This is a genomic window from Streptomyces sp. NPDC045778 (assembly GCF_056431945.1).
Genome location: NZ_JBWKJZ010000016.1, coordinates 42,145 through 64,181 on the forward strand (window position 1 = coordinate 42,145; position 22,037 = coordinate 64,181).

The following is a 22,037-nucleotide window of genomic DNA, read 5'->3' on the forward strand; positions in this document are numbered from 1 at the left end:
GCTGCCGGGCATGACCAGCGGCAGGATTCCTCTCCGCAGGGCAGGAAGGGCCGGCAACACCCGGCCACCCTGATGATCTGCGCTCCTCCACGGTGCCGCCCGCCTCACCGGCGATGGGGAGCCGGGCCGACGGCACCGAGGGTCCAGCTCGAGCGCTGGCGCTACAAGGACCGCGCCCGACCCTCTACTCCCCCCTCCCCATCCGCGTCCCGGTGCCGGATTTGGCGCGCGACACCACCAGCACCGCGTCGCTGCCCGACGGCATGACGGCCCACGACGGGCTCGAGGCCCCGCTCGCCTGGGCGAAGATCCACCCCGCCGCCAGCGCTGCCCGTATCCGCGGGGAACTCGCCGCGCTGACCGGGCGCCGCACCACCGACGCCGCCCAGGACGCCTACGACACCGCCCACCGCAGCACCAGCCTGGCGGGGCTGGCTGTTGGCGTCGTTGGACTTGGTGGACGACGTGAGGGTGCCTGCCCAGCTCAACAGCCGCCGTCTCACCCCGAGTACCTCACTGCGGCACACAGCGCGGCCGGCGAGCGGCTCGCCCGCTGGGAAGGGGAACTCGTCCCGTGACCGCTGCCGAGGACCTCGACACCATCACCGAACGCTGGAGCGCGCTCCAGGAGGCCGCCGGCACCCGACCGACGACGAGCTGGACTCCGGCCATGGGCATCGCCCGATTCCTTGAAGACGACGAGCGGCAGGCCCTCGTCGAAGAGCGGGCCGACACCGACCCGGATGCGCCCGGCCCGCGCCCGGCGTCCGTCAACGTGGACGTGCTGGACGTCATGACAACCATCGAGACGGGTCTGCTGACGACCGCGGACTGGCTGGGCCTCGCGCGTGCAGCGGCCCGTCGTTACGTCCGCGACGGGGGCGGCTGAGGGGGGGACGAGTTGCACCGCCAGGTCGCGCTCCTCGCCGCGCGCCACAGCGCGGACCACCTCGGCAGGGCGCTTCACCGAGCAGCGGGACGCGCCGGCCGCCGCGGAGTGGCTGGCGCTGGGGGTGCGCGCGGCGCCAGGCCCGTTCCACGCGCTCGACGAGGGCGAGCACCAGGCCGTTGCGCGGGTCGCCGCGATGGGCGCCGAGCTGATCCGGCGCACCCTCAGCGAGGCTCGACGGAAGGAGGCCGTGCCTCAGCCATGCCCTGCCTCGAACGTGAGCGGATCTTGTTGGATGCACAGAACGCCGGAAGCGTCTGGGGATCCTTCGAGCACATCGCCGTCCATGCGCTCGACACTCCTTTCTCCAACATCGCCAAAATGTTCCGCAGGCGCACCTGCATCGCCTGAGCCGGGCGACCTGCTCCTCTTCGTATGCCTGATCGGCCGCAGTGACAGCTCCTCCAGCGATTCCCGCTGGCTGGCGGAGTAGGGCGCCTGGTAGGCCACCGGGCGCCCCGTCAGATGTCCGTTCTCGCGGAACTGCTAGTCCTGCCCTTCGGATTCAGGCTTGTTGATCCGTGGCACAGCCTTGAACGGTCCGAACCGGGGCCGCTGGCGCTTCGCCAGATGTCGATGCCACTGCCTGACGCACCACCAGGCGAACACTAGGGGCACGAAAGACAGCACAGTGGGAACCAACGGCGGCAACCCCGACCACAGGGGCATCGGCCACGCGACCCCGATGACGATAGGCGCCACGACGGTCAGGCCCACCAAGAGCGCGCCCCACGCGTCCTCAACCCGTTTCCACCACGATCGGCTCTCAAGACCTGACTGAACCGCCATCAGCACACCTGCTACGAAGGCCACGGCCGGGGCGATCAACCAGGGCGACGCGGGCATGCCTCGATTGCCGAAGAGTTCGCCGATGAAGGTGGCCGGGATGTACGCGATGAGCAGGAACGTAAGGGTAGAGAGAACGCCGCTGCCCAAGTTGCCGAGCTCGTCGTCAGTAGAGCTCTGCTCGGGTGGGCCCAGGTTCTGCGTCACTGGCAGTCCCCTTTCCTGATGGGCCTACATGCATGCGTGGGCCAGGTCGGGGAGCCCCGTGGAGTTGACGATGAGGTTCACGATGTCGTCGTCAAGGCCCTTCGGAACGGTACGGTGCTTGATGAACGACCAGACGGCGTTCCAGACCTTCTTGCCTTTCTTGACGAGCTTCCATGCCTTGGCGATGCCGATTCCGTTCTCGGCGGCGAACTTCGCCACCCCGGCAGCACAGCCGAACCAACCAAACGCCACTATCGCACCCTGGGCATGCTGCTTCTGGTTCAGGAAGTCGCTGACCTCACGGAGCGCGTCCTGGTCGCCAGCTTCGACTCTCGTGATCAGCGGCTCGGGGATCGAAGCGATGAGATCGAAAGCACGCTCAACCGCGGCTTCCCCTTCCTCATCGCTGACTCCGGCCAACCTGGGGTCAACATCATTGGACGCGGCGCTGGTCGAAGCCTGCGCCACGACAGCGGATATCGAAGCCTGTGCCGCGTCTTCGTGCATGCGGTCGGCAGCAACTGCCGATCCAGACAGTCCCGTGCCAACGATTGCTGCGGCGACAAGGCCGGCAACTGCTGTGCTGATCCTGCGTCGTTGAGTGATGTTCTGCACGCGCTGTACTCCTTTAAGTGCATATTGTGTTTGCTTGAGGACATGGCTCACAACCCAACCCTTTTGGGAGAGGGGGGTGCTTAACCGACCTCATGGGCAAGGTTGACTTCATCATGCACCTATCGAGCAGGCCGTGACGGAAGCCATAATTCCACCTCAGATCTCCCTCAGATCAGTGGCGTTGGCGCATTCGCACCCGTGTGAGCACAGGCCTGAAGAGCGGAAGACCTGCAATGCCAAGGTTTACGCGACAAGGCGCTCGAAGCAGCAGCGACGATCTTGGCTGAATCCGTTCCGCTCAGTCCTGGGTGCCTCACCGACCGCAACGACCGGAGGCCGATGCCCCATGCCAGGACCTGAGAGGCGGCGATTGTCGCCTCTCGCGCCAACTTTTCACCCCAGCGGCACATGAGATGCTTGCCAGCCGCCCCACGACCATGGATCACGGGTGCCAAGTCCCGTGTGTTCGGCGGCAGATGGGTCCGCCGAGTGCGGGCCTTCGTCATGTCACGGAACCGCGACACACCAGCGAACGATCACGCCTCGCTGACACTCTGAACCCTTCTCATCTCCTTCATCACGGGCACCAGGGGGGTACACATGGGGTTCATCAACAACGCCAAGGCCGAAGTCGCCACGCAGGAAGCCAAGAAGGCCTACCAGCAGGGCAGACACGTCCTCACATTCAAGATCATCGAGGCGAACGTCAGCCACCGCACCACCGGCGTCATGACGGGCGTCGGTGAGCAGATCGAAGCCATCGAGGCCGAAGGATGGTCCCTCTACAACATGTGCGCCGCCGAGGGGAAAGCCCTGTCCGGCGACCGCTCCGCACTGATCTGCCTCTTCCGCCGCCGCTGACCCCGCACCGCCCGGCCCGGCCCCGCCCGCGCGAGGCCGGGCCCACGCACGTCCGGACAGGGGGTGGCCGCCATGGGCAAGGCCCGCCCCGTCACCGACGCCGACCGCGAAGCCGTCCGCCGCCTCCACGCCAACGGCAAGGACCGCAACGAGATCGCGCGCGAGCTGCGCCGCTCCGGCCGCACCATCAGCGCCCTCGCCGACGAGCTGGGCATCAGCTTCGACCGGGCGACCGAAGTCCGCACCGCCACCGAAGTCCGCCGGGCCGACCTCGCTGACCGCCGCGCCCGCTTCGCCGAGATGCTCCAGGAGGACGCCGAGCACACCTTGCCACCCCGCCGAACGCCGAGGCCACCCAGATTCTGCGCGGCATCGCCATCGCCGTCGACAAGTCCCTGCGCCTGGCCCCGCCGAAGGACGAGGACGGCTCTGGCGAAGTCGGCTCGCTGCTGACGTCGCTGTTCGACCGGTTCCGGAACCAGCATGGCGACAGCTGAGGCTCAGCTCTCGGAGAAGCAAGGCGCTCCATCGCCCACTCCACCGCGTGGCTGAACGTCTGGGAAGGCTCCGTACGGTCCGGCAAGACCATCGCGAGCCTGCTCCGCTGGCTCATGTACGTGGTCGCCGCCCCGCGCGGCGGCGCCCTGGTCGTAGTCGGAAAGACCTGCGACACCGTGGGCCGCAATGTCTTCGAGCCCTTCCAGGACCCGAGCATCTTCGGCGACGCCGCCAGGCACGTCAGCTACACCCGCGGCACCCCGATCGCCTGGATCCTCGGCCGGAAGATCGAGGTCATCACCGTTAACGACGCCAAGGCCGAGGCGAGGCTCCGCGGCCTCACGGGCGCCAGCACCTATGTCGACGAGATGACGCTGCTCCCGAAGGAGTTCTTCAAGCGGCTCACAACCCGGGGCACTGGCTGCGGAAGGACTGGCTCAACCGCGCGGATGAACTCGGGGTGCGGACCTGGCACTTCACCTTGGAGGACAGTCCTGCGCCGAGTGCCGAGTACGTGGCGCGCATGAAAGCCGCGTTCACCGGGCTCTGGTACCGGCGGTGCAACAGCTCGCGCACAGTGCTCCGGGCAGTCAGCTGCACCTCCTCCAGATCGATGTCCAGCTCGTCCTCGAGTACCAGCCGCAACTCGTCAAGCGCCAGCGAGTCGATGTGCAACCGGTGAATCGGCGCCTGCCCGACCACCGACTTCGGAGCCAGCCGGTACCTCGCCCCCAACAAAGCCGTGACCCGATCAACGGCATCTGCCGACTACCGCTCTGACGGCGAAGCTGCTCGTCGTCCTGGCGGTGGCCGTGGCGGGCGCGCTGTTCGTCGGCCGTATCGCCGCCAGCCGGGATCACCTACCTGTGCCGGGACGCGGTCCGCTCCGACAAGGAGGTGCCGTCCGCCACAGTCCGGCGGAGTGGTGGGTGCAGGGCCGGGCCGAGATGTTCGAAGGTCTCCTGCTGGGTTCGGCGGTGACTGCCGACATGGTCAGCGCGGCCGGCGCGGTCGCCTCGCCCCGGGGGGGGCGGCCCGGTCCCGCACCACGGCGGCCCACGGCCGCGGTGCTGCGGCTTGCCCGAGCCGATCGGTTCTCCGGGGCGGCGGCCTCCTCTTTCGACAAGCGATGTCATGCTCGTTGCGGTGAACCGTGGGCCGCTGACTCAGGTGCCGTAGATGAAGCGGTCGGCGTCGGCGGCGGCGAGTACGGCTTGGAGTTGTTCCCCGGCCAAGTCGCCTCCGCAGGCTGTGCGCAGGACGAGCGACCGCTCATTGGCGGCAGCTGCGAAGGCATGGCGGCAGTCCTCTCAGCGGGAAGAGCCTGCGCCCACAGGGGGCTGGGACATCAACCCGAACGCGATCCACGCCCCGGTCCAGTGGACACGAACGTGCGAACCTGGCGGACGGCGCCTGCGCGGAGCCGCGGCGGAGGGTGGACGTGCGGGTGAGTGCCCCCACGTTCCGGGTGGTCGACGGCGGCGCTTGGCACGGCCGGTTCCGCACGGTGTGGCACTCGCATCGCTTGCCGGTCCGTAAGCGCGCTGTGAAGCTCCCGAGGTGCGCTCTGCGGGGCACGGCCAAAGCCCGGCCACTGCCCCACTGATCGGTTCTGTCACAAGGACGACCCACCAGGAGAGCAATCACATGATGCGATCGAGACTCCGCTCCCTGCTGCTCGGCTTGGTCACCGCGGCCGCCATGCTGGGCACCACCCAGGCCTCGGCCACGGCGAGCGAAACCCCAGCTCCGTCTGCGCAGAACAAAGCTCCCACCTACTGGGCCTGCTCGGTCCCGCCGGGCTACACCTACGTCAAAGTGACGGTCACCAGCGACTGCTCCGACATCGGTACTCGCCCCTACTACGACGTGGCCAGGCCCAGGACGGGCCTGTGGGCGTGCAGCGTCCCGCCGGGCTTCACCTACACCCAAGCGAGAAGCACCCGGGACTGCTCCACCATCTCAACCGGCTACAGCTACCTTCTCCAGGCGGTGTGAGGCCGGTCCGCCGACTCCCTCCTCCAGCACCTGGCGGGGAACGGAGTGAACCGGCGTCCCGCACAGCCCCGTTGGGGCGTGCGGGACGTCGTCGTTGTTCCGTACAGCGGCGGAACAGCGTTCCGCCGGTCGCTCCTCTCCCCTCGCCTTCAAGAGGGATGATGCCGGGCCGGCGGAGCCGCGCGCGGGCCTCAATGCCGGACATACACCTCGCCGGCCTCTTCCGGATGGTCGGGGACCAGGTTCGGGGAGGACGAGCTGAAGCCCAGCAGACAGCCGCCCAGTGCCGGGGCCGGGGCACTCGCCTCGCGTGAGGGCCCGTTGACCGCTTCAGCTCTGCCCTGACCACCGCCGCGTGTACCCTCGCTGTGGTGGACTGCTTCGCCTGTGCCGAGATTCGAACGTCGTCCCCGGCCGCCATCGACCTTCTGAGCCCGGCCGAACGCCCGGCTGAGGGCGGCCCCCGATGACCGCCTCAGAGAACGCACCGCTGGAAGCGAAGACGGCGGACCATGTCTCTGCCGCCCTGCTGGAACAGCTGGCCGACAAGCTCGGCGGCCGGGCCCCGGGCACCGTCGTGTTCGGCGAGCCCGTCGTGACGCAGGACGTCACCGTGATCCCCGTGGCGCGCATCGGGTTCGGCTTCGGCACCCCCGGCCAGGAGGCCGGTGAGGACGTCGTGGTCGGCGGCGGAGCCGAAGCAAGGCCGCTCGGCTTCATCGAGATCAAAGAGGGCAGGACCACATACAAGCCCATTCGCGATCCCTGGGTGAGCGTCCTCGTACCACTGACGGGCGGCCTCCTGGCCGGGGCGGCGATCCTGCGCTACCTGGCGCGTCGCGGGACGCACTGAAGCGGCGCACGTTCCGCGTGCCTGCGATCACACCACAGCTGCGCGTTACCCCCAGTGGCGCCATGGACCGATTACCCAGCCATGGCTGACGAGCCACTGGCTAGGGTTGGCGTGATCTGGCGCGGTGAGGAGGCATGGTGATCACGTGGCGGAGGGTGGCCGAGGGGGACCTCGGGCTGTTGCGGGAGTGGCTCATGCAACCGCATGTGGCCCGCTGGTGGAACCACGACACCTCCGTGGAGGCGGTCGCGCGGGACTTCGGGCCGGCGACGCGAGGCGAGGAGCCGTCCGAGGATCTCCTTGTCATGCTGGACGGCGCGTCGGTCGCCTTGGTCCAACGGTGCCGGTTCGCGGACTACCCCGACTACCTCGCGGAGGTGGCCGACCAGGTCGAACTCCCCGACACGGCGGTCACGATCGACTACCTGCTCAGCGACCCCGCACGGGTGGGGCAGGGACTGGGTCCCCGCATCATCCGGGCGATCGTGGCGGCCACATGGGCCGACTATCCGGACGCGTCCGCCGTCGTCGTCCCGGTCCACGCGGCCAACCGTGCGTCATGGCGAGCCTTGGAGAAGGCCGGACTACTCAGGATCGGCACCGCCGACCTGACCCCTGACCATCCGGACGACGACCGCACCCATTACGTCTATCGCATCGACAGGCCCGTCGGCGAAACCCGACACGACAGCCCTGGCTGACCGCGGCTGACGATCCCCGCAAACACCCCGCCCGCACCGCTACCCGTCCCCAAGCCGGGCGCGTGCAAGTGGAGCGGTCGCCCGGCCGTTCAACACAGAGCGTAGACCCGCGGGCACCCGGGCTTTCGGGAGTGCGGTGTCGCGGACGCGGACGAGTCGACGGCCTGGCTCGCCGAGCACGTCGCGGTCGAGGGGAGGCGGCCGGAGCAGGGGCACCCCCGACGGCCCTCTGCGGTTCGTCGACCCCACGCGGCGCCCCCGGGAGGCCGCCGACCTGCTGCGCGGCGATCTCGCCTCGGGCCGGGACCTGATGGCGCTCGGGCTGCTGAGCGCACGGGACGTCCTCGGCCCGGTACGTGCCGTCAAACACCGCCCCGGTCGCACGACGCTGACCGCGCTCGCCGAGGCCGGTGTGTCCTCGCACCTGATCGAGACGTTTCTGCGGCCGTTCCTGTCCGGTGTCTTCGTGGAGGACGAACTGGAGACGTCATCTCGCTTCTTCCACCTGGTGTGGAGCAGCATGCTGCGCGGCACGTTGTGCCTGCCCGCCGAGGGCATCGGCGCCGTCCCCGCCCAACTCGCCAAGGCCCTGCCGCCCGACTGCCTGACCCTGGGCACCGCGGTGGAAGCCGTGACCGACTTCGGTGTGCACACCGTGGACGGCACCATGTGGCGGGCGCCCATCGTCGTCGTCGCGACGCAACCGTCGGTGGCCGCACGACTGCTGCCGGGCCTGGCCGTGCCCGCCACACGCACGGTCACCACCTACTTTCACGCGGCCCCCGCTTCACCGCTCGGCGCGCCCACGCTGCTTCTCGACAGCCGCCGCCGGTTCCTCAACACCTGCGTGGTGAGCGACGTCGCCCCGACATACGCGCCCCCGGGCAGCGCCCTGGTCTCCACCTCGGTACTGGCAGCCGGCCGACCTGAGGACGACCAGGCGCTGCGCGCGGCGCTCAGCGAGGTGTACGACACCGACACAGCACGATGGCGCCTCCTGCGGGCCGAGAGCGTGCCCGAGGCGCTGCCCGTCATGACCCCTCCCTGGCCGTGGAGCCGTTCCAGCTACGTGGCGACAGGCCGCTACGTGTGCGGCGATCACCGAGCCACCGGCTCGGTGCAAGGCGCGCTGGCCTCGGGAGCACGTGCCGCACGCGAAGTACTGGCCGCGCGGGTGGACAACCGTCTGTAGCGCGCCTTTCGACAGCGCGCACCTCGACGACTTCACCGGTGCTCGAACAGCCCCGAGCATGCCTGTTGATCACGCCGCCGGCTTGCTGGCTCTGCTGCCTCGCGGTCCCGGCCCGGCCGCGGCCGGGCGCCGGATTACCGATATGGCCGTGGCTTGGGCAGGATGGGCGTCATGACCGAGATCCGCACACCCCGCCTCCTCCTGCGTCGCTGGCATGACGACGACCTCGCGCCGATGGCGGACATCAACGCGGACCCGCGGGTCATGCGCTGGATCGACGACGGCTCGGTGCGTGACCTGGACCACACCGCAGAGGCAATCGAGCGGTGGGAGGAGGAGTGGGACGAGGAGGGCTTTGGTCTCTTCGCCGTCGAGTTGCTGGCCTCGGGTGAACTGGCGGGCTTCACGGGTCTGTCGGTGCCTGAGTTCCTGCCGGAGGCAGGGTCCGCCGTGGCCATCAGCTGGCGGCTCGGCTCACCCTTCTGGGGCCAGGGATACGCCTCCGAAGCCGCCCACGCCACACTGGAGTTCGCGCTCCAGGACCGCGGCCTCGACCGCATCATCAGCATCCACCGGGTGGGTGACCACGCCTCCGAGAACATCAGCCGCAAGCTCGGCATGGTGCCCGAGCGGGAGACGACACACCCGCAGTACGCCTACCCCCTTCAGGTCCACAGCATCGACCTCACCGAGTACCAAGCATGAACCAACCGCACCACACGCTCGCTCTGGGAGAGCACGCATCACAGCGCGCGGTCCGCTCCCCACAACCTCTCGGGCCATCACTCTTCACGTAAGAGATGTACAGGCACTGTTGGGCTGGCCGGGTTTCCGGTCACGAGGCCCACTACGTGTACGACCTCCCCCGTATCCGCCCCGGGGGCTTGGCCCGTGCTACTTGAGCAAATGGGCTGCCCGCACCCGCTGGAGGTGGATGACGACGTCGTGCGTCTTGGCGAGACGGATCTGCGGGGCGTCCGCGATCCCGGGGTAGGTGGCGCCGATGTTCTTGACGGTGTGCGGTGCGGCGAGCCAAGCGCGGGCCGCCGCCGGGGTGTCGCGCAGGTCGACCAGGAAGTCGCGGTAGCGCACCTGGTCCAGGGTGTGCTCGACGCTGCCGGGCGCGGCCGGGCCCACGGTGAAGCGGTGGACGCCGCCGTCGTGGCCGAGGGCGTTGAACGAGCCCTGGTCGAAGGTGAGGCCGACGCTCAGGTAGCCCCGTCCCAGCTGCTCGCGCAGGAAGTCGCCCTGCACCTGCGGATGGCTGCGGGGGGCGTAGGTCTTGAGGGCGACGTGGCTGTTGTGGGCGCCCAGCATGATCTTGTCACCGGTCTGCCGCTGCCACCAGGTGACGTTCTGGGCCATGACGCGGTCGCGGTAGCGCATGGCGTCGGGGATGGCCTTGGGGTCGTCCCAGTCGAAGGCGTACAGCGTGGTCATCTGGTGGATCGCGGTGGCGTGCTGGAGGGCCCAGGCGTGCGCGTCGGCGCCCTTGGCGGGCCGCTGCTTGAGCAGGTCCAGCGCCCGGCCGGTCCGCTCGGCGAGCTGCTTGCGTTCGGCCAGGGGCTTGGCCAGGTATTGGTTGACGTACGTGTCGGCGTCGGTGGTGGGCCGCAGGCCTCGGTACAGCTTGGTGAGCCGCGAGGTGAGTTCGGGGCGGGCCTTGGCGGCGTAGGCACTGACCTTGTCGTACAGCTCGGCCCCGGCGAATCCGTTGTCATCGCCGACGAAGCGGACCGGACCCTTGGGGTGCTTGACGTTGTACGCGCGCATCCACCGGAACAGATCGCGGTACTCCGCGGTGTTCCAGAACCGGTAGGTGCCCTGGAACTCCTCGTCCATGATCTGCTTCAAGTCGCCCTCGCCGCGCGTGAGGTAGGCATCCAGGCGCAGTCCGCTGCTCCAGGGGGCTTCCAGGGCGAAGGCCCTGAAGCCCTTCTCCTCCACCAGGTACCGCAGGAGGCGGTGCTTGAGGGTGAAGAACTCGTGCGAGCTGTGGGTGGCCTCGCCCAGGCCCACCACCCGGGCGTCACCCACCATGGTGCCGAACGGGCGCAGGTCGGCCAGGCCGCCACGGGGCTCGGTGGTACGCAGCGGGTGTGCCGCCCGGTCAAGGGCCGCCTCGGGGGAATTGAACGCGGCGTGCGTGGCCTGCCCCGGGCTGAGGGCCACGGCAACGGAGGCCGGTACGGCGGCGGGGGCCGACGGGTTGGCAGCGGAGGCGGCCGGGGCGAGGGCCAGGGTGGCACCGAGCGGGGCGAGGAGGACGGCGAGCAGGGCCTTGTGCGTGTTCATGGGCCCTACTCTCGCCGCACCGGGCACACCGGACCATCCGCTGAACCCCCCGGTCGGCCCGGGGGTTAGCCACACCGCCGCTGTGGGACTCGGCTCCCAGGCCGGGGCCGGACATCGCGCCGCCTCCGCGATCTGCGCCGGCTCGAGCAGAACCCCGCGGCCGGCGCAGCCGATGACATCGGTGGTGTTCGCGGGTGTGGGCGGTGCGACTGGGGGTCACGATCGAGCGCTCGATGCTGGTGAGCTGGGCCGGGTCGGCCGGCTGTTGCTCTGCCGCGGCCAGGCGGGTGCCGCGGTCCAGGGCTCCTGGGTGCCGGGCCGGCTCGTTCCAGGCGCGGGCCGCCTCGGTCGGGCGGCGTTGGGTCGGCAGCCATTCACGTTTCTCTTCGCTCCATCCCCGCAGCCTGGGCCATGCGGTGACGAGTGCTTCGTGTGCGGGGTCGGTGGTGTCGTCATCCACGGTGATTCGTACAGCCGCGCAATGTGCTCACTCGATCGTGAGTTCTTCCGCTCGCGCGCCCGATCCGGCGCGATGCTCGAACGGACGGCGCGCGACCGGCGCCGACCGGACGTGTGCTGGGGGCGGGGCAGAGCATGAGGCGAGAAGCGGGACGTCCAGGACGCCTGGACGAGCAGGCGGTGTTGTTGGTGGCCGGGCTTGCCGATCTGGCGGTGAGCACGCTGGGTTCAGCCCTGGGAACGGTACGAGGGCTGTTGCGCCGGTCGGACGCCGCGGACCTGGCGGCGCAGGCGGAGCACGATCTCGCGGCGCGCGGGCGCCTGGTCCTTGACCGGTACGCGGCCGTGCCACCGGCTCACTTGGAGGTCCTGGCCCAGCACGCGCTCGCCCGCAGGGCCGCTGATGAAGGCTGACCGGTGGGAGCCGGAGATGTTCAAGAACCGCACTGATGACGTGCTGCGCCGGTTCGTCGCCCAGGAGGCCGACCAGTTCGCCGCGATCGATCCGCTCCTGACCCCGGTGGCCGAGCAGTTGGAGGCCGCGGTCGCGGACGGCAAACGGCTGCGGGCGGCGTTCTGTTACTGGGGCTGGCGCACGGTCGGACAGCCGGACAGCGACGCGCTGGTGCGGGCGGCGGCCTCCATGGAGCTGGTGCACGCCGCCGCGGTCGTGCACGACGACCTCATCGACGACAGCCCGCTGCGCCATGGCCGCCCCACGGCCCATGTCGCGCTGCGCGGCGCCGTGCGACGCCGCCCGCGCGCCGAGGCCGCCGCCAGGTCCCTTGCGATGCTGGCGGGAGACCTGCTGATGGCAATGGCCGGGCAGCTGTTCGCCACCAGCGGTCTGCCGGCCGCCTATCTGGCCCGCGCCCGCCCCCTGTGGGCGGTGATGGCCCGGGATCTGGTCGCGGGTGAGTGCCTGGAGATCCTGCGCACCGGTGCCGGACCGGACACCAGCGCGTCGCTGAAGGTGATCCGGTACAAGACGGCCAAGTACACCGTTGAGCAGCCCTTGCTGATCGGCGGTGCCCTGGCCGGAGCGGGCGCGGCCCTGCGTGAGTGCTACTGCGCGTACGGGCTGCCGCTGGGCGAGGCGTTCCAGCTGCGGGACGACCTGCTCGGCCTGTTCGGAGATCCGCACCGTACGGGCAAGGCCAACGCCGACGACGTACGCGGCCAGCGGCCCACGGCCCTCCTTGCGGAGACCTGGCGCCTGGCGGGCGCCGAGGACCGCGAGCGGCTGCGCGTTCTGCTGGGCCGGCGCCGCCTGGACACCGACGCCCTGGACGCGGTCCGCGAGGTGATGCGCCGCCTGAAGGCGCCCGATCGCATCGAGGACATGATCAGCGCGCGGGTCGAGGAGGCCCTGGGCGCCCTCCACGAGCTGGATGTACCCGCGCACGCCGCCGCGGCGCTGGCCGCGCTGGCGCGGTCGGCGGCGGTCCGCCCGTACTGAACTCCCGCTCCCGGGCGGGCTCGGCCCGTGCCCTGCCGGCCCTGCGCTCGTGGGCGGTCGCCCGTGGACGATCCCGTCAAACACAAGGAGCCCTGCCATGACCCGCACCGAGGCATCGATGGACGTCCTGCGGCAGGCCGGTGACGAACTCGCCGACGCCACCGTCGCCACCCTCTTCGAGCGCGGTCAGGTGGGTACGTTCAACACCCTGATGCGCTACGTCTCCACCGCCGGCGCTCCCCTGCCGGACGGGCTGCCCGACGTCGCACGGGAGTACCTCGCAGCCACCTGTGTCCCTCCGTCCTGGGTGGACTGGTCGGAGATGGAGAGGGCGCGGCTGTTCTTCATCGACAACAACGTGCACATCTCGACTGCCCTGTCCTTCGCCTCCATGCCCGCCTGCTACGTCGTACCGCATGTGGCGAAGCTCCTGTCGGCCTCCCACGGGTTGAACTACCCCTCGAAACGGATGGCGGAGACGGGCCAGTTCACGGTCTATCTGATGCAGCCCGACGCCTTCGAGGCCGGCAGCCGCTTCATCCCCGCCGCCCAGAAGGTCCGCCTGCTGCACGCCTCCATCCGCCACCATCTCACCCGCGAGAACCGGTGGGACAGCGCGGCGCTGGGGGTGCCCATCTGCCAGGAGGACATGATCGGCGGGCAGATGTTCTTCTCGCTGCTCGTCCTGGACAGCCTGCACCGCCTCGGCATCCACATGACGCAGGAGGGCGCGGAGGCCTACTACTACGCCTGGCGCGTGGTCGGCGCCATGCTCGGCGTCGACCAGGACGCCGTCCCCACGTCCCTCGACGAGGCCCGGCAGTTCCTGGACCTGTACATGGTCCGGCACATGGGCCCCTCCGAGGAGGGTGTGCATCTGACCCGTCAGCTCATCGACCTCTACGAGGAAGTCGTGCCCGGCACCTTCTTCGACCCGATCGTCTCCGCCCTGATCCGCTACCTCGTCGGCGACACCTGCGCCGACTGGCTCGGCGTACCGCACACCCCGTGGGACACCGTCGTCAAGGCCGTGCCCCACCTCCTCGGCGTCCTGGAAACCCTTGAGGACCGCTCCCCCCTCAGCGCCTGGGCCCTGGACCGGCTCGGCCACCTCACCACCGTGCTTGAGCTGTCCTCCCTCACTCGCGGGCGTGTCATGCACTACGCCATCCCCGAACAGCTGAAGAAGGACTACGGCGTCTCGCATACGGTCCCCCGCACCCGCCGGTGGGCCCCGCCGGCCGCGACGGTCTCCTGATCAGCACGCGTCCGGACCCGGGCCACCGGGCCGTGTGAAAGCCCGGGCACCGGAGCGGACCGGCCGCTACCGGCCCAGGCCAGTCGCCGTCAGCCGGCGACGGGGCCGCGGGCGGTGGCGGTCGCGGTGTCCGGGTGGACGGCGAAGACCTGGTCCAGGCCGACGATGCGCAGGATGCGGGCGGTGTTGGCGGGGACCGCGGCCAAGGCTATGCCCGCTCCCTGTCCGGCAGCCAGGCTCCGGGCCGACAACAGAGCGCTGATCCCGCTGGAGTCGCAGAACTCCAGACCTGACAGATCCAGGACCAACAGCTGCCCTACGGCAACAGTCATGCCGTCTACGGCCTTGCGCAGTTCGGGCGCCGTGACATGGTCGAGGTCACCGGCGATCTCCAGTACGGGACCGGTGGCGGCGTCTCGGGCGGTGATCGTCAGTGGGCTCATGACAGGTCTTCACTCGCGGTGGTGGAAAGGGTGGCGGGCACGCCGAGGGCGAGCAGCGCGGTGTCGTCGTCGAGTCCGTCGCCGAAGGAGGCCAGTAGCGTGGACAGGGCGGTGGTCAGGGCCTGCGGGCCCGCCGGAGCCTGGGCGGCGGTGAAGGCGCGCAGGGCGTCCTCGCCGTACAGCTCTCGCTCGGGCCCGGTGCGGGCCTCGGTCAGGCCGTCGGTGTACAGCAGGAGGGTGTCGCCGGGCAGCAGGTCGGTGCGGGCGGCGGTGAACGGCGCCTGGGGCAGGACGCCGACGAGCAGCCCGCCGGGGGTGGGGAGGTAGCCGGCGCTGCCGTCCGCGCGCTGGATCAGCGCGGACGGGTGGCCACCGGAAGCCAGGTGGAGGCTGAAGCGGCCGTCGCCGACCGGTTCGAGGACGCCGAATATGGCGGTGCAGTAGCGGCCTTCGCCGCTGGCGTGCCGCTCGTGCAGGACGGTGTTCAGCGTGGTCAGCACGGTGACGGGGTCGGCGTCGTGGAGGGCGGCGGCTCGCAGGGTGTATCGGGCCAGCGAAGTGACCGCGGCAGCCTGGGGGCCCTTGCCGCACACGTCTCCGAGGAAGAACGCCCACCGGTCGCCGTCCAGGGGGAACAGGTCGTAGAAGTCTCCGCCCAGCAGGTCGGGGGAGGCCGTGTGGTAGTAGGAGTCGGCCTCGAGTCCCGGCACCACGGGCAGTGCGGCGGGCAGCAGGCTCTGCTGGAGGACGGCGAGCGCTTCTTGGAGTCGGGCCCGGTCGGCTTCGGAGCGCCGGCGTGCTTCTTCGGCCGCTTTGCGGCCGCGCAGCAGCTCGGCCTCGTACGCGCGGCGGTCGCGGGCGTCGAAGACGGTGGTGCGGATCAGCAGCGGCTCGCCCTCGGCGCTGGTCTTCACCTTTGAGGTCACCAGCACCGGCATGCGCTGCCGGCCGACGGCCTTGATGTCCATGGCGATGCCGCTGACCTCGCCCTTCATGTGCAGCAGCGGTGCGAAGTGCGTCTCGTGATACAGCTTGCCGCCCACGGTCAGCAGGTCCGTGAACCGCATCCGCCCCACCACCTGGGACCGCTCCAGGCCCAGCCAGTCCAGCAGGGTGGTGTTGATCTTCACGATGGTGCCGTTCATCAGCGTCGACAGGTACCCGCAGGGGGCCTGCTCGTACAGCTCCTCGGCGCTGTCCTCCAGCAGCGAGGTGAACACCGCGTCCGTGGCGTCCACGGTCTGCTCCTCGCCCGGCTCGGGCGCCTGGTCGGTGCGGCCCATCATCAGGCGGCTGCCATGAAGTCGGTGATCGCCTCTGCGGTGGCTTGCGGCGCGCTCAGCTGCGGGCAGTGCCCGGTCGCCTCCAAGGTGACCAGGTGGCTGCGGGGAATCGTGTCGCGGACGTAGGCGCCGACCTCCCGGGGGGCGATCACGTCCTGCTCGCACTCCAGGATCAGCGTCGGCACGGTGACCGTCTTGAGGTCCTGGCGGCTGTCGGTGAGGAACGTGGTGCGGGCGAAGACGCGGGCCATGTCCGGGTCGGTCGCGCAGAACGAGGTCGTCAGCTCCTGGCCGAGTTCGGGCCGGTCCTCGTTACCCATGATGACCGGGGCCATCGCCGCCGACCAGCCAAGGTAGTTCGACTCCAGCGACTCCAGCAGTTCGTCGATGTCCTGGGCGCTGAACCCGCCCCGGTAGCCGTCGTCGTCGATGTAGCAGGGCGAGGGAGCGACCATCACCAGCCGGGACAGACGCTGCGGCGCTCGCGCCGCTGCGAGCACGCCGACCATCGCGCTGACCGAGTGCCCCACGAACGTCACGTCCCGCAGGTCCAGCTCCTCGCAGACCTCCAGCACGTCCCGTGCGTAGCCCTCCAGGGAGCTGTAGCGCCGCTCGTCCCAGGCCGAGGGGTCCGCCTTGCCCGAGCCCACGTAGTCGAAGAGCACCACTCGGTGGCTTGCGGCCAGCGCGGGAACCACCAGGCGCCACATGTTCTGATCACAGCCGAACCCGTGCGCAAGCACGACCACCGGCCCGTCCGCGCGGCCGGTGACGTTGACGTTGTTCCTGCGCCGGATATCCATACCCGCCAGTTTCCCATCCCCCCGCCCCGCCCCGGGCAGGGGCCCGGCGCATCGCCCCGCCCCTGCGGCAGGCCCGACCGTGGCGTTCACCGAGAATGCCCGGTGGTGCCGCGCGCCTGCCTCGTCGCCGTAGGAGCAGCGCAGTCTCCTCCCGCAGGTGTGGGGCCGCGGATCACGGGACACCCGAGGCGGAGGAGACATGCGTCCACGCAATGCGGTCACCGCGGGCGGTGGGCGCTCGCGCCACCGTCAGGTACAGCGCAAGCTGGTGACAGTGGACCCGAGGAAGGAGCAGCACTGATGGGCCAGACCCCGCAGGACCCGACGAGCAAGCACCCGCAGCCGGAGTTCGCTCAGCAGGACCAGGAGCCGCCGGGCTGGACCGGTCCGATGGATCCGCCCCCTGACCACGGTGAGGACTCCTACCGGGGCAGCGGGCTGCTCCAGAACCGGGCGGCGCTCGTCACCGGCGGGGACTCCGGCATCGGGCGGGCCGTCGCTCTGGCCTTCGCACGCGAGGGTGCGGACGTGCTGTTCACCTATCTGCCCGAGGAGGCGGAGGACGCCCAGGGGACGGCACGCCTGGTCGAGGAGGCAGGGCGGCGGGGTCTGGCGGTGCCGTGCGACATCCGCGAAGAGGAACAGTGCCGTCGCCTCGTCGATCGGGCCGTCGCGGAGTTCGGGCGCATCGACGTGCTGGTCAACAACGCGGCGTATCAGATGTCCCAGCCCGAGGGCATCGAGGACATCACCACGGAGCAGTTCGACCGGGTGGTGCGCACGAACCTGTACGGGATGTTCTGGCTGTGCAAGATGGCCGTGCCGCACATTCCCTCGGGCGGGTCCATCATCAACACCACGTCGGTGCAGGCGTACCAGCCGAGTCCTCATCTGCTCGACTACGCGATGACCAAGGGCGCCATCGTGACGTTCACCCAGGGGCTCGCGCAGATGCTGGTCGAGGACGGTATCCGGGTCAACGCCGTGGCTCCGGGACCGGTGTGGACTCCGCTGATCCCGGCGACGCTGCCGGACACCAAGGAGTTCGGCAAGCAGGCCCCGATGGGCCGCCCTGCCCAGCCCGCCGAGATGGCGCCCGCGTATGTGTTCCTGGCCTCGGAGCACGCGAGCTTCATCACCGCGGAGATCATGAACGCCACCGGCGGCACGCCGATCCCTTGATCCGGGCGGAAGGTCAGGAGCAGAGCAGCGGTGTGAAGGAGGCGGTGGCGTGAGTCCGGACGTCGAGCTACGGATCGGGCGACGCAAGGTCGACGTCAAGCGGGCCGACAAGGAGTTGTTCCCGCAGGACGGCATCACCAAGGCCGATCTCGCCGAGCACTATCGGCGTGTGGCGCCACGGATGCTGCCCGAGCTGCGCGGCAGGCCCCTGATGCTCGAGCGGATGCCGGACGGCGTCGACGGAGAGCGCTTCTATCAGAAGGAGGTCTCCGACTACTTCCCCGACTGGGTCCATCGCGCCACGGTCGCCAAGGAAGACGGCGAGGTCACGCATGTGGTCTGCGACGACGCGGCGACCTTGGTCCATCTCGCGGGCCAGGCGTGCATCACCTTGCACCGGTGGCTGAGCCGTGCCGACAAGCCGCGCAACCCGGACCGTCTGGTCGTCGACCTCGACCCGCCCGCCGACGACTTCGAGCCCGTGCGCCGAGCGGCGCACCGCCTGCGCGAGCTGCTCGATGAGCTGGACCTTCCGTCGGGCCTGATGACCACGGGCTCGCGCGGTCTGCACGTCGTCGTGCCGCTGAACCGCCGCGATGACGCTGACGACGTGCTGGCGTTCGCCCGCGCCGTCGCTCAGGAGCTGGCGGCGCGGTATCCGCAGGAGCTGACGACCGAGCCCCGCAAGGACTCCCGCGAGGGGCGGCTGTATCTGGATGTCGCGCGCAACGGCTACGCCCAGACCGTGGTCGCTCCGTTCGCCGTCCGGTCCAGGCCGGGCGCCCCCGTGGCCGTGCCGCTGGACTGGGACGAACTGGACGCGCCCGAGCTGACCGCACGCCGCTGGACGGTGACCGACCTCGGCGACCGTCTGGAGAAGGACCCGTGGGACGGGCTCGCGCGTCACGGCCGCGGCGTGCGTGCGGCCAGCCGGCGCCTGCGAGGTCTGGCGCGGAGCGAGGGGGGTGGGACGTGACGGGCAGTGGGCCGGCTGCGGGGGCGTACCTTCGTGGCAGCTCCACGCACCCGGGGCGACGATAGGTCCATGGGTAAGAACGCGGTCATCGTCATCGACATGATCAATACGTACGAGCACCCTGACGCGGACCTGCTCCTTCCCGGGGTTCGCAAGGCCGTGCCCGCCATCGTCCGGCTGTTGGAGCGGGCCAGGGCCGCGGGCGTTCCGGTGATCTACGTCAACGACAACTTCGGCGAATGGCGCTCCCACCACGGAGAGATCGTCGAAACCGCGCTCGCCGGGCAGCATGGCGAGCTGGTCGAGCCGCTGCGACCCGATGAGGAATCACTGTTCGTACTCAAGGCCCGGCACTCGATCTTCTACGAGACACCCCTGGCGTATCTCCTTTCCCAACTGGGCGTGCAACAGGTGATCCTCTCCGGTCAGGTCACCGAGCAGTGCGTGCTGTACTCCGCGCTGGATGCCCACATCAGGCATCTGGACGTGATCGTCGCCCAGGATGCTGTCGCCGCTATCCACGAGGACCTGGCGCACGCGGCGCTCCAGATGATGCGGCGCAACATGGGCGCAGAACTCCTGAACGTGGATCAGATCAAGGTGTGAGGGACAGTGAGCAGCGATCGCCCGGTGCCATCAGGGGAAGGCAGGCGACACGTCGGGGTGGTCGCCTCCTACGACTTCACCCGTCAGGAGGAGCTGCGCCGGTGGGTTCCGCCGAGTGTGGAGTGGACAACGACCTACACCGCGGAGGTCCCCTACCGGAATAATCTGGAACTTGTCTCCCGTCTCGGCAGGGCGGCCCTGTTGGCAGGGCCCGTCCGTGAACTCGTCGGGCGTGGAGCGGAGGCTGTGGCGTACCTGTGCACGGCTTGCAGTTTCGTCGATGGCGTGAGGGGAGAGCGGCTGCTGCGGGAAGCGATGTCGGCGCACGGTGTGCGGCAGGCATGGACGACCAGTGGCGCGGTGGCCGACGCTCTCCGTGCCGTCGGCGCCCGTCGGCTCGCGGTGGTGCACCCGTACCAGGAGCCGGTCGATCGGCTGCTGGCCGCTTACCTCGACGCCTCCGGCTTCGACGTCGTGGCCCTCACAGGGCTGGGGCTCGATACGGTCGAAGACGCCTACGCCGTGGCGGAGCGACAGGTCGTGGACACCGTCATCAGGGGAGATCACCCGCGGGCCGACGCCGTGTTCATCAGCTGCACCACGCTTCCCACCTACGACGCGCTTCCCCGCCTCGAAGAACGCCTCGGCAAGCCCGTCGTCAGCGCGAACCAAGCGACCGTCTGGGCGCTGCTCAGTGCAGTGGGTGAACGCGCGCAAGGCCCTGGCCAGCGGCTCCTCGACCGAGTTCCCTAGGCCCCGCACAAAGACGGGGACTGTCTGACCGCCGTTCATGGACCAAGGCAGCGCAGGGGGGCGTGGGCCTGCTGCCGGTGCCGTGGCCGAGAGGCTCACGGACCGTACCGGCATCGACCGGCTCAACACCCTCGACGCGGCGATCGACATCGTCCGGCGCGAGGGCACCGTCGGTGCTCGGCGTCTGTGGCGGCACGGTCGGCCCAAGGCTACGCAGGGGCAGGCCGACGTGAAGCACTTGGGCAGCCCTGAGCCCGGGACGGGATGTGGGCCCGGCCACGGACATCGGTGGACCCGGCCGGCCCCCTCAAGATCCATCGGGGCCGCCCCCGCCCCAGCTCCCGGCGGGGTCACCCCGGCCCGTGCCGTCCTCAGCGGGAGTCCGTGTATCCGCCCGTGGCCGCGATGGTCTCGCCGATGGTGTAGCTGGAGTCGGCGTCGCAGGCGAGATGGACGTAGGCCGGTGCGATCTCCTCCGGCTGGGCCACCCGCCCCAGGGGCGTCTGGGCGCCCAGGTTCGTCAGGTAGTCGTCGGTGAAGCGCTGACCGGCCAGGTTGAGCGCGCTCCACGTAGGTCCCGGAGCGACGACGTTGGCCCGTATGCCCTTCTTCGCCAGGTGCGGGGCGATGGACTTGGTGAAGACCACGACGGCCGCCTTGGACGCGGCGTAGTCCATCATCAAGTCACTGCCTTTCAGGGCCTCTTCCGAGGCCGTCGCGATGATCGAGTCGCCTGGGGACATGTGCGGGACGGCTGCCATCACCAGGTGGAAGTACGCGTAGACGTTGGTCTTGAAGACGCGGTCGAAATCCTCAGCCGTCAACTGGGCCAGTTCCGTCTGGCTGTTGAGATACGCCGCGTTGCTCACCAGGATGTTCAGCCCGCCGAGTTCCTCGACCGTACGGCGTACCGTCTCGGCGCAGAAATCAGGATCGCGCAGGTCACCGGGCAGGAGAAGAGCCCGGCGTCCCAGAGCGTCGATCTCGCCCTTGATGTGCGTGGCATCCGATTCCTCTTCCGGCAGGTGGACGATCGCCACGTCGGCGCCCTCGCGGGCGTACAGCAGGGCCACGGCGCGGCCGATTCCGGAGTCCCCGCCGGTGATCAGCGCGACCTTCCCTGCGAGCTTGTCCGCCGGCCGATAGTTCTTGGCCTGGTAGCGGGGAGCGAATTCCATCTCGGACTCGAGCCCCGGACGCCGCAGACGCTGCAAGGGGTAGGGCGGGAAGAGTTCGGCCGAGACCTGGGCCGAGGCGGACGCGGCATGGGGAGCGCTGTTGGTGCGGTCAGTCATACGGGACACTCCAGTGAACGATGTGCCAGTCTGTCCGGCGGGCCTCAGTCGGTGGAGAGCGCCGCGACCAGGCGCCCCGCGTCGGGGGCGTCGAGAGCCCGGGCGGCGTCCGCGAGCGCGACCATGCCGACCAGGTCGGTGCCGTCGATCACCGGCAGGCGCCGGACCTTGTGCCGCGTCATGGTCGCGAAGACCTCGTCGACGCCGTCGTCCGCGCCGATCGTCACGGCCTCCCCCTGCGCCAGGGTGCCCGTCTCCACCTCCGCCGGGGCGAGCCCCGCGCCGAGGACCCGCACCACGATGTCCCGGTCGGTGACGACGCCGATGAGCCGGTTGTTCTCGCCGCAGATGGGCAGGGCGCCCACCTGCCATTCCGTCAGCTTCCGTGCCGCGTCGAGAGCGCTCTCGTGCGCCTGCACGCACTGGGCGCCGCCGGTCATGATGTCCCGTGCCGTCGTGGTGGCCATGGCGAATCGCCGTCCCATCTCTGCTCTCGGATGCTCCCGCACGTCTTTGGTGCCGGAACTGTTCCGCTTCGGGTGACCGGGGCCGGAGCCGGTGAAAC

The 22,037-nt window shown here is 69.8% G+C and carries 27 protein-coding genes and 1 pseudogene; 18 read left to right on the plus strand and 10 right to left on the minus strand.

Going from position 1 to position 22,037, the window contains the following annotated elements:
- The first annotated feature begins 221 nt into the window (after window positions 1-221).
- From AC07GB_RS21430 to AC07GB_RS21440, 3 genes are all read left to right on the plus strand, one after another.
- The gene (locus AC07GB_RS21430; protein ID WP_478847718.1) at window positions 222-578 is read left to right on the plus strand and encodes a hypothetical protein; all 357 of its coding nucleotides are present in this window, start codon (window positions 222-224) and stop codon (window positions 576-578) included.
- Complete coding sequence (locus AC07GB_RS21435) at window positions 575-889, plus strand: hypothetical protein (protein ID WP_478847720.1); 315 nt, start codon at window positions 575-577, stop codon at window positions 887-889. Before AC07GB_RS21430 ends, AC07GB_RS21435 begins: the two co-directional genes overlap by 4 nt.
- A 261-nt stretch (window positions 890-1,150) precedes the next feature.
- Window positions 1,151-1,300, plus strand: coding sequence for a hypothetical protein (locus AC07GB_RS21440; RefSeq protein WP_478847722.1), 150 nt, complete (start codon window positions 1,151-1,153; stop codon window positions 1,298-1,300).
- Between the two features lie 135 nt (window positions 1,301-1,435).
- Here the strand turns inward: AC07GB_RS21440 and AC07GB_RS21445 are convergent, their stop codons facing one another.
- Window positions 1,436-1,942: a hypothetical protein gene (locus AC07GB_RS21445; protein ID WP_478847724.1), complete on the minus strand. Its 507-nt coding sequence runs from the start codon at window positions 1,940-1,942 to the stop codon at window positions 1,436-1,438.
- A gap of 24 nt (window positions 1,943-1,966) precedes the next feature.
- Window positions 1,967-2,557, minus strand: a complete 591-nt coding sequence (locus tag AC07GB_RS21450) for a hypothetical protein (protein WP_478847726.1) — start codon at window positions 2,555-2,557, stop codon at window positions 1,967-1,969.
- A 600-nt stretch (window positions 2,558-3,157) separates the two neighbouring features.
- On the opposite strand from AC07GB_RS21450, the gene AC07GB_RS21455 reads away from it, so the two are divergent.
- The 3 genes from AC07GB_RS21455 (at window position 3,158) to AC07GB_RS21465 (ending at window position 4,443) form a co-directional block, all read left to right on the plus strand.
- On the plus strand, window positions 3,158-3,418 hold the full coding sequence (locus AC07GB_RS21455) for a hypothetical protein (RefSeq protein WP_478847728.1): 261 nt from the start codon (window positions 3,158-3,160) through the stop codon (window positions 3,416-3,418).
- 72 nt (window positions 3,419-3,490) lie between these two features.
- Window positions 3,491-3,871 (plus strand): hypothetical protein, encoded by a 381-nt coding sequence (locus AC07GB_RS21460; protein WP_478847729.1) that lies wholly within the window; start codon window positions 3,491-3,493, stop codon window positions 3,869-3,871.
- Window positions 3,872-4,029: 158 nt separating this feature from the next.
- The gene (locus AC07GB_RS21465; RefSeq protein WP_478847955.1) at window positions 4,030-4,443 is read left to right on the plus strand and encodes a hypothetical protein; all 414 of its coding nucleotides are present in this window, start codon (window positions 4,030-4,032) and stop codon (window positions 4,441-4,443) included.
- Between the two features lie 43 nt (window positions 4,444-4,486).
- Here AC07GB_RS21465 and AC07GB_RS21470 read toward each other — a convergent pair.
- Window positions 4,487-4,654, minus strand: a pseudogene (locus tag AC07GB_RS21470) (acyl carrier protein); the annotation flags it as partial.
- Window positions 4,655-5,563: 909 nt separating this feature from the next.
- On the opposite strand from AC07GB_RS21470, the gene AC07GB_RS21475 reads away from it, so the two are divergent.
- The 5 genes from AC07GB_RS21475 (at window position 5,564) to AC07GB_RS21495 (ending at window position 9,365) form a co-directional block, all read left to right on the plus strand.
- Window positions 5,564-5,914 carry a hypothetical protein gene (locus tag AC07GB_RS21475; protein WP_478847731.1) on the plus strand — a complete coding sequence of 117 codons (351 nt, stop codon included), beginning with the start codon at window positions 5,564-5,566 and terminating at the stop codon, window positions 5,912-5,914.
- Window positions 5,915-6,380: 466 nt separating this feature from the next.
- Window positions 6,381-6,767 carry a GerW family sporulation protein gene (locus AC07GB_RS21480; RefSeq protein WP_478847733.1) on the plus strand — a complete coding sequence of 129 codons (387 nt, stop codon included), beginning with the start codon at window positions 6,381-6,383 and terminating at the stop codon, window positions 6,765-6,767.
- Between the two features lie 134 nt (window positions 6,768-6,901).
- The gene (locus AC07GB_RS21485; protein ID WP_478847735.1) at window positions 6,902-7,468 is read left to right on the plus strand and encodes a GNAT family N-acetyltransferase; all 567 of its coding nucleotides are present in this window, start codon (window positions 6,902-6,904) and stop codon (window positions 7,466-7,468) included.
- Window positions 7,469-7,604: 136 nt separating this feature from the next.
- Window positions 7,605-8,660: an FAD-dependent oxidoreductase gene (locus AC07GB_RS21490; RefSeq protein WP_478847737.1), complete on the plus strand. Its 1,056-nt coding sequence runs from the start codon at window positions 7,605-7,607 to the stop codon at window positions 8,658-8,660.
- Between the two features lie 171 nt (window positions 8,661-8,831).
- Window positions 8,832-9,365: a GNAT family N-acetyltransferase gene (locus AC07GB_RS21495; protein ID WP_478847739.1), complete on the plus strand. Its 534-nt coding sequence runs from the start codon at window positions 8,832-8,834 to the stop codon at window positions 9,363-9,365.
- A gap of 189 nt (window positions 9,366-9,554) precedes the next feature.
- Here the strand turns inward: AC07GB_RS21495 and AC07GB_RS21500 are convergent, their stop codons facing one another.
- Window positions 9,555-10,832, minus strand: coding sequence for an erythromycin esterase family protein (locus tag AC07GB_RS21500; protein ID WP_478847937.1), 1,278 nt, complete (start codon window positions 10,830-10,832; stop codon window positions 9,555-9,557).
- Window positions 10,771-11,415, minus strand: coding sequence for an nSTAND1 domain-containing NTPase (locus tag AC07GB_RS21505; RefSeq protein ID WP_478847741.1), 645 nt, complete (start codon window positions 11,413-11,415; stop codon window positions 10,771-10,773). Before AC07GB_RS21505 ends, AC07GB_RS21500 begins: the two co-directional genes overlap by 62 nt.
- A 134-nt stretch (window positions 11,416-11,549) precedes the next feature.
- Here AC07GB_RS21505 and AC07GB_RS21510 point away from each other — a divergent pair, with 134 nt between their 5' ends.
- From AC07GB_RS21510 to AC07GB_RS21520, 3 genes are all read left to right on the plus strand, one after another.
- Window positions 11,550-11,828, plus strand: a complete 279-nt coding sequence (locus tag AC07GB_RS21510; RefSeq protein WP_478847743.1) for a polyprenyl synthetase — start codon at window positions 11,550-11,552, stop codon at window positions 11,826-11,828.
- A complete protein-coding gene (locus AC07GB_RS21515) occupies window positions 11,818-12,873 on the plus strand; it encodes a polyprenyl synthetase family protein (protein ID WP_478847745.1) in 1,056 nt (351 codons plus the stop codon). Before AC07GB_RS21510 ends, AC07GB_RS21515 begins: the two co-directional genes overlap by 11 nt.
- 97 nt (window positions 12,874-12,970) lie before the next feature.
- Window positions 12,971-14,131, plus strand: coding sequence for an oxygenase MpaB family protein (locus AC07GB_RS21520; RefSeq protein WP_478847747.1), 1,161 nt, complete (start codon window positions 12,971-12,973; stop codon window positions 14,129-14,131).
- 89 nt (window positions 14,132-14,220) lie between these two features.
- Here the strand turns inward: AC07GB_RS21520 and AC07GB_RS21525 are convergent, their stop codons facing one another.
- Genes AC07GB_RS21525 through AC07GB_RS21535 form a run of 3 tightly spaced genes read right to left on the minus strand, consistent with a single transcriptional unit; the run spans window position 14,221 to window position 16,660 of the window.
- Window positions 14,221-14,574 carry an STAS domain-containing protein gene (locus tag AC07GB_RS21525; RefSeq protein ID WP_478847749.1) on the minus strand — a complete coding sequence of 118 codons (354 nt, stop codon included), beginning with the start codon at window positions 14,572-14,574 and terminating at the stop codon, window positions 14,221-14,223.
- Entirely contained in the window at window positions 14,571-15,857 is a 1,287-nt protein-coding gene (locus AC07GB_RS21530; protein WP_478847939.1) for a PP2C family protein-serine/threonine phosphatase, read from the minus strand. The genes AC07GB_RS21525 and AC07GB_RS21530 overlap by 4 nt, the downstream gene beginning before the upstream one ends.
- Before the next feature lie 2 nt (window positions 15,858-15,859).
- On the minus strand, window positions 15,860-16,660 hold the full coding sequence (locus AC07GB_RS21535; protein ID WP_478847751.1) for an alpha/beta fold hydrolase: 801 nt from the start codon (window positions 16,658-16,660) through the stop codon (window positions 15,860-15,862).
- A 300-nt stretch (window positions 16,661-16,960) separates the two neighbouring features.
- Between AC07GB_RS21535 and AC07GB_RS21540 the strand changes: the two genes are divergently transcribed.
- From AC07GB_RS21540 to AC07GB_RS21555, 4 genes are all read left to right on the plus strand, one after another.
- Entirely contained in the window at window positions 16,961-17,842 is an 882-nt protein-coding gene (locus tag AC07GB_RS21540) for an SDR family oxidoreductase (protein WP_478847753.1), read from the plus strand.
- Between the two features lie 49 nt (window positions 17,843-17,891).
- Window positions 17,892-18,818 (plus strand): non-homologous end-joining DNA ligase, encoded by a 927-nt coding sequence (ligD, locus tag AC07GB_RS21545; RefSeq protein WP_478847755.1) that lies wholly within the window; start codon window positions 17,892-17,894, stop codon window positions 18,816-18,818.
- Window positions 18,819-18,887: 69 nt separating this feature from the next.
- Window positions 18,888-19,424: a cysteine hydrolase family protein gene (locus tag AC07GB_RS21550; protein WP_478847756.1), complete on the plus strand. Its 537-nt coding sequence runs from the start codon at window positions 18,888-18,890 to the stop codon at window positions 19,422-19,424.
- A gap of 6 nt (window positions 19,425-19,430) precedes the next feature.
- On the plus strand, window positions 19,431-20,177 hold the full coding sequence (locus AC07GB_RS21555) for a maleate cis-trans isomerase family protein (protein ID WP_478847758.1): 747 nt from the start codon (window positions 19,431-19,433) through the stop codon (window positions 20,175-20,177).
- Between the two features lie 371 nt (window positions 20,178-20,548).
- Here AC07GB_RS21555 and AC07GB_RS21560 read toward each other — a convergent pair whose 3' ends face one another.
- Together AC07GB_RS21560 and AC07GB_RS21565 are read right to left on the minus strand one after the other, a co-directional pair.
- A complete protein-coding gene (locus tag AC07GB_RS21560; RefSeq protein WP_478847760.1) occupies window positions 20,549-21,472 on the minus strand; it encodes an SDR family oxidoreductase in 924 nt (307 codons plus the stop codon).
- A 44-nt stretch (window positions 21,473-21,516) separates the two neighbouring features.
- Entirely contained in the window at window positions 21,517-21,939 is a 423-nt protein-coding gene (locus AC07GB_RS21565; RefSeq protein WP_478847762.1) for a CBS domain-containing protein, read from the minus strand.
- Window positions 21,940-22,037 lie beyond the last annotated feature (98 nt).

What these genes read in the sequence shown, in the direction of transcription:
- AC07GB_RS21565 (WP_478847762.1), bottom strand. Translation starts at nt 21,939, where the DNA reads ATGGCCACCACGACGGCACGGGACATCATGACCGGCGGCGCCCAGTGC.
- AC07GB_RS21550 (WP_478847756.1), top strand. Translation starts at nt 18,888, where the DNA reads ATGGGTAAGAACGCGGTCATCGTCATCGACATGATCAATACGTACGAG.
- AC07GB_RS21455 (WP_478847728.1), top strand. Translation starts at nt 3,158, where the DNA reads ATGGGGTTCATCAACAACGCCAAGGCCGAAGTCGCCACGCAGGAAGCC.
- AC07GB_RS21540 (WP_478847753.1), top strand. Translation starts at nt 16,961, where the DNA reads ATGGGCCAGACCCCGCAGGACCCGACGAGCAAGCACCCGCAGCCGGAG.
- AC07GB_RS21530 (WP_478847939.1), bottom strand. Translation starts at nt 15,857, where the DNA reads ATGGGCCGCACCGACCAGGCGCCCGAGCCGGGCGAGGAGCAGACCGTG.
- AC07GB_RS21460 (WP_478847729.1), top strand. Translation starts at nt 3,491, where the DNA reads ATGGGCAAGGCCCGCCCCGTCACCGACGCCGACCGCGAAGCCGTCCGC.
- AC07GB_RS21520 (WP_478847747.1), top strand. Translation starts at nt 12,971, where the DNA reads ATGACCCGCACCGAGGCATCGATGGACGTCCTGCGGCAGGCCGGTGAC.
- AC07GB_RS21510 (WP_478847743.1), top strand. Translation starts at nt 11,550, where the DNA reads ATGAGGCGAGAAGCGGGACGTCCAGGACGCCTGGACGAGCAGGCGGTG.
- AC07GB_RS21440 (WP_478847722.1), top strand. Translation starts at nt 1,151, where the DNA reads ATGCCCTGCCTCGAACGTGAGCGGATCTTGTTGGATGCACAGAACGCC.
- AC07GB_RS21560 (WP_478847760.1), bottom strand. Translation starts at nt 21,472, where the DNA reads ATGACTGACCGCACCAACAGCGCTCCCCATGCCGCGTCCGCCTCGGCC.
- AC07GB_RS21535 (WP_478847751.1), bottom strand. Translation starts at nt 16,660, where the DNA reads ATGGATATCCGGCGCAGGAACAACGTCAACGTCACCGGCCGCGCGGAC.
- AC07GB_RS21465 (WP_478847955.1), top strand. Translation starts at nt 4,030, where the DNA reads ATGTACGTGGTCGCCGCCCCGCGCGGCGGCGCCCTGGTCGTAGTCGGA.
- AC07GB_RS21525 (WP_478847749.1), bottom strand. Translation starts at nt 14,574, where the DNA reads ATGAGCCCACTGACGATCACCGCCCGAGACGCCGCCACCGGTCCCGTA.
- AC07GB_RS21475 (WP_478847731.1), top strand. Translation starts at nt 5,564, where the DNA reads ATGATGCGATCGAGACTCCGCTCCCTGCTGCTCGGCTTGGTCACCGCG.
- AC07GB_RS21495 (WP_478847739.1), top strand. Translation starts at nt 8,832, where the DNA reads ATGACCGAGATCCGCACACCCCGCCTCCTCCTGCGTCGCTGGCATGAC.
- AC07GB_RS21515 (WP_478847745.1), top strand. Translation starts at nt 11,818, where the DNA reads ATGAAGGCTGACCGGTGGGAGCCGGAGATGTTCAAGAACCGCACTGAT.
- AC07GB_RS21480 (WP_478847733.1), top strand. Translation starts at nt 6,381, where the DNA reads ATGACCGCCTCAGAGAACGCACCGCTGGAAGCGAAGACGGCGGACCAT.
- AC07GB_RS21485 (WP_478847735.1), top strand. Translation starts at nt 6,902, where the DNA reads ATGGTGATCACGTGGCGGAGGGTGGCCGAGGGGGACCTCGGGCTGTTG.